Source organism: Steroidobacter sp., assembly GCF_016790065.1.
Classification (GTDB): domain Bacteria; phylum Pseudomonadota; class Gammaproteobacteria; order Steroidobacterales; family Steroidobacteraceae; genus Steroidobacter.
The window spans coordinates 1-4411 of record NZ_JAEUPY010000550.1 but is presented as its reverse complement, the minus strand read 5'-3'; the positions used below and the strand labels follow the sequence as shown (position 1 = coordinate 4411).

Here is a 4411-nt window from a genome sequence, read left to right as displayed (position 1 = left end):
TCGAGAGCCGATAGTTCAGCTCATTTTCGGCGCCACCGGCGCTAAAGTCATAGCGCAGGCCGCCATCGGTCTCGCCATTCACGCCGGCGAGCAAGCTCATGTCGATAATCTTGGTGCCGAAGATCGGAGCGAACCCACCCGGGAACCATTCGCGAAAATTGAAGCGCGCGCCGCCGGGCTGATTGGTCAGCGGAATGCTCGTGAAGATATCCGTGCGCGATACCGGGCTGCGCCAGAAGAACTCGGTTTCGCCCTCGGTGCGCCCGTAGTTGCCGAAGGCATACGCGTCGGTTTTGTCGCCGAGCGGCAGCCCGGCGTTGAAGAACACTCGAGCCGCTTCCGACTCCACGTTACCCCAGCGCTGGGCCGGATTTTTGATGGCAGTGTTGCCCGCATCGATCAGCGCCTGCGCGTCCGGACGCTGTGCGCCTCGCGACGTAGGATCGGCCCGCGTGTATTCCGCACTCACATTGAAGAAACCGTCGGCGGTGAGCGGCATGCCGACGTTGGCCTGCGCCGTATATTCGGTGCCGTCGCCTTTTGAGAACTGTCCGCCACGTCCGATGAAGCTCGCGCCCCGGTTATCTCGCTTGAGCCGAAAGTTGATGACGCCCGCGATGGCGTCGGAACCGTATTGAGCGGCGGCGCCATCGCGCAGCACTTCGATCTGCTCCACCGCGATCGAAGGAATGGCGGCGAGGTCGGGGCCTTGTGCCCCGGCGGCGAGCGGCTGATTGGTGATCTGCACGAGCGCGGCACGATGGCGGCGCTTGCCGTTCACCAGCACCAGCGTCTGATCCGGCGGTAAGCCGCGCAGGCTGAAGGGACGAATGAACGCGGAGCCGTCCTGCGCCGAGAACTTCTGCACATTCAGGGAAACGACTTGCGTCTTCAACGCATCGTTGAGATTGACCGAGCCTTGCTCCGCCAGCGAATCGGCGCTGATCACATCAATGGGGCGCATCGATTCGATCGGATCCACGCCTGCGCGGCGCGTGCCGGTCACGACGATCTCTTCCAATCCCGGCGAATCCTCGGTCTGCGCCGAGCTGATTCCAGGCGTCATCGCGAGAAAACCCAGCGCCGCGTACGCGGCGCTGCCAATAACGTCACGCTGCTTCATCGTCGGCCTCTCCCCTTTGCGTCGCTTGTAAGTGTTGCGACGTTGCTTGAGTGAACCCGACGCCGTTAGTTAACGTCAATTGGTTTTTTATGGGCAGGTCATCCGTGAAATGCATGCCCCATGAGCACGGCAGATCTCTTATCCAGCGATACGCGGATCGTTGTGGGTACTCAGTTGTGCCAACTACATAACAAAACTGGATGACTCTCCTTCTCTGAAGATATTTACTTTATGCTGGTGCTGCGATACCAAGGCGGACACAGACGGATCGCAGCACCCATTTTGGGGCGTCATTCCGGATGCATGCACCAAGCGAACAGAGGTTTTCATGCTCAAGCGCACCGCCAGGATCGACGAACACAGCGCGGCACCAGCGACATTGACCGCACGCGGCGTGGACAGCCGTGTACGTGGTCCGGTGAACACGCCGGTACAACGCGCGTCGACGATTCTCTACGACGATGTCATCGAGTACGAGAACCGACACAAGGGCTTTTACGATCGAGTGATTTATGGCCTGTATGGCACGGAGAATTCCTTCGCGCTCGCCGCGGACGTCGCAGCGCTCGAGGGCGGCGGCCAGGCGGTTATCACCGCCTCCGGCACGGCCGCCATTGCGCTGTCGCTCACCAGTTGCTTGCGCGCCGGCGATCACATCTTGGTCGCCGATTGCGTGTATGGATCGACGCGCAGATTTTGTGACGAGATGCTCCGTAGATTCGGCGTGGAGGTGGAGTACTTCGATCCACTGATGGGCACGCGGCTGGAATCACGCTTTCGCCCCAACACCAAAGCTCTCTTTCTGGAATCTCCCGGCTCGCATACATTCGAGATGTCGGATGTACCAGCGCTAGCCGCGTTGGCGCGCAAGCACGGCGCGCTGACGCTAATGGACAACACCTGGGCCACGCCGCTGCTCTTCCGGCCGCTCGATGCGGGCGTCGACATCTCGATTCAATCGGCGAGCAAATATTTTTCCGGCCACTCGGACGTCATGTTGGGCACCGTGACGGTGCGTACCGCGGAACTGTACGAGCGCGTCAAAGACACCGTCGGACGCTTCGGGGATCACGCAAGCCCCGACGATTGTTACCTGGTGCATCGTGGACTGCGCACGTTGGACGTCCGTCTGCGCAGACATGAGGCCAACGCGCTCAAACTGATTGAATGGTTGCAGACGCGGCCGGAGGTCATGCGAGTCCTCGCGCCGGTCGTACCCACCGATCCGGGACATGCAATCTGGAAGCGTGACTATTCGGGCATGTGCGGCCTGTTCGGCGTCCTCCTGCAGCCGCAATACGAGGCCGTGCGACGTACGCTGTTCTCCGACCTCCGGGTGTTCCGCATCGGCTCGAGTTGGGGCGGATTCGAAAGCTTGATGGTTCCCGCCGCGCCCGCCCCCGTTCGTCACCATCGCCCCGCGCCGAACGATGGCTTCCTGATCAGGATTCATGCCGGCCTGGAGGACGTTTCCGATATGATCGCGGATCTCGCGGCCGCGCTGGACCGCGCTCGACGTGAGCTCGGATGAATCAACGACAATTGGAGGCATTTAATGCCGTGATCGTGACCGGCTCGGTCACCGCCGCGGCGGACGGCTGCATCTGTCGCAGCCAGCCATCAGCAGGCTGATCGCCGATCTGGAACGATCCGTGGGCTTCCGATTGTTCGAGCGCGTGAAGGGAAGCCCGCTGCGCGCGACGCCCGAGGCCGAGAGCTTTCATCAGGAAGTGGAACGATCGTTTCTCGGAATCCAGGGACTCACGCGGATCGCCAACGATATTCGCAACGCACGCAGCGGCAACTTGCGCATCGCCTGCCTGCCCGCACTCGCGACCGGATTTCTTCCCGAAGTCATTCGAGATTTCCTCAGCATCTACCCGGGCGTGCGGATCAATCTACAGTCCCGCGCCTCTACGACAGTGCGACAGTGGGTCGCCGCTCAGCAGTTCGATCTCGGCTTCGCAACGCCTTCCGACCACACGCCCGGCCTGCGCACCGAGCTCTTTCTATCTCTCACTGGGGTCTGCGTCCTGCCACCGCAGCATCGCCTGCGACGCAAGGATGTCATCACGCCCGAAGATCTCAGAGGCGATGCATTCATCTCTCTCGCGTTGGAAGATCCGACCCGTGGAAAGATCGATCGGATCTTCGACGACGCCCGTGTTGAACGCGATCTGCGGATTGAAACTCAGTACGCGATGACCATCGGCGGATTCGTCATGCGGGGTGTGGGCTGCTCGATACTGAATCCCCTGAGCGCGCGCGAATTGATTCCTCATGGCGTGATCGTAAAGCCCTTCATGCCGGAAGTCAGGTTCGAGTACATCCTGTGCACGCCGGAGCACCGTCTACCCTCTCGGATTGCCACCTCGTTCATCGAATCACTACGCGCGGCGAAGACACGTTTGCTGGAGTCGGAAACGCCGACGGCTACGCCCAGCTCCAAATCGCCAGGTTCTGCGACGGCCGGGCGCGCGCCGAAGAAACGACCCACCGAGCCAGCGAGCAAATCGCCACGTTAATTGCCGTCCGATCTCTGGATCGGCCCGACGCAGTCGTGAGATTGGTCGCGGCTCTTAGGCTCTTGCCTAGTAACGCCCGAGAATCGCCTTCATCTGCGCGATCTCCTTCTTTTGTGACTCTATGATCTGATCACAAAGCGCCGAGATCTCTGGATCGGTGATCGAAGATTGCTCGCACATCAGGATCGCGCCCGAGTGATGGGGAATCATCGAACGCAAGAACTGTTCATTGCCAACGGCAGCCTGGGTGCGCATGGCCATGAAGCTGACTGCGAACACAATGACTGCGCCCAGGCCAATGGCTAGATTCATCCGATGTGATGGAAACATAGAGCGCATGGCGACGAGCATGACCAGTGCCATCGGAGCAACCATCATCGCAGTCATGTAGACGTTGTTGATGTTTAAGTAAAAGTCGCTCAGAGTCGCAATCATCGTGTACATGACGAGGTACATGATCACGAAGTCGATCGCCAACTCGACCATCAGCTCCTTGTACGATCCGTGCGATTGTTGTCCGGCGTGTTGCATGGGGGCTCCTCGGTAACCTGTGCAATATTGCTGACCCGGCTGGTTGGCCAGCTACGGATTGCTCAACCATGCAAGCAGAGTACGATCGAACTCGTTTGCCTGCTCCAGTTGAGGTGTGTGACCGCAACGCTCCAGCTGCCGAAAAGTACGTTGCTGAGATCAGGCATGATCCCGCTCCACATCGTTGGAGGCACCGCAAAGTCGTCAGCGCCCATGTCCGCGGCATAGTTCC

Annotated in this window: 4 protein-coding genes; 2 read left to right on the top strand and 2 right to left on the bottom strand. The window is 60.2% G+C overall.

Going from position 1 to position 4411, the window contains the following annotated elements:
• Nucleotides 1–1123 (bottom strand): TonB-dependent receptor plug domain-containing protein (locus JNL55_RS22725; protein WP_293859374.1); only part of this gene is annotated, 1123 nt, incomplete at its 3' end.
• Nucleotides 1124–1451: 328 nt separating this feature from the next.
• Here JNL55_RS22725 and metC point away from each other — a divergent pair.
• Both metC and JNL55_RS22715 read left to right on the top strand, forming a co-directional pair.
• Nucleotides 1452–2654 (top strand): cystathionine beta-lyase, encoded by a 1203-nt coding sequence (metC, locus tag JNL55_RS22720; RefSeq protein ID WP_293859371.1) that lies wholly within the window; start codon nt 1452–1454, stop codon nt 2652–2654.
• Nucleotides 2655–2721: 67 nt separating this feature from the next.
• Nucleotides 2722–3648, top strand: coding sequence for a LysR family transcriptional regulator (locus tag JNL55_RS22715; protein ID WP_322111047.1), 927 nt, complete (start codon nt 2722–2724; stop codon nt 3646–3648).
• Between the two features lie 66 nt (nt 3649–3714).
• Here the strand turns inward: JNL55_RS22715 and JNL55_RS22710 are convergent, their stop codons facing one another.
• Nucleotides 3715–4179, bottom strand: a complete 465-nt coding sequence (locus JNL55_RS22710) for a DUF305 domain-containing protein (RefSeq protein WP_293859368.1) — start codon at nt 4177–4179, stop codon at nt 3715–3717.
• Nucleotides 4180–4411 lie beyond the last annotated feature (232 nt).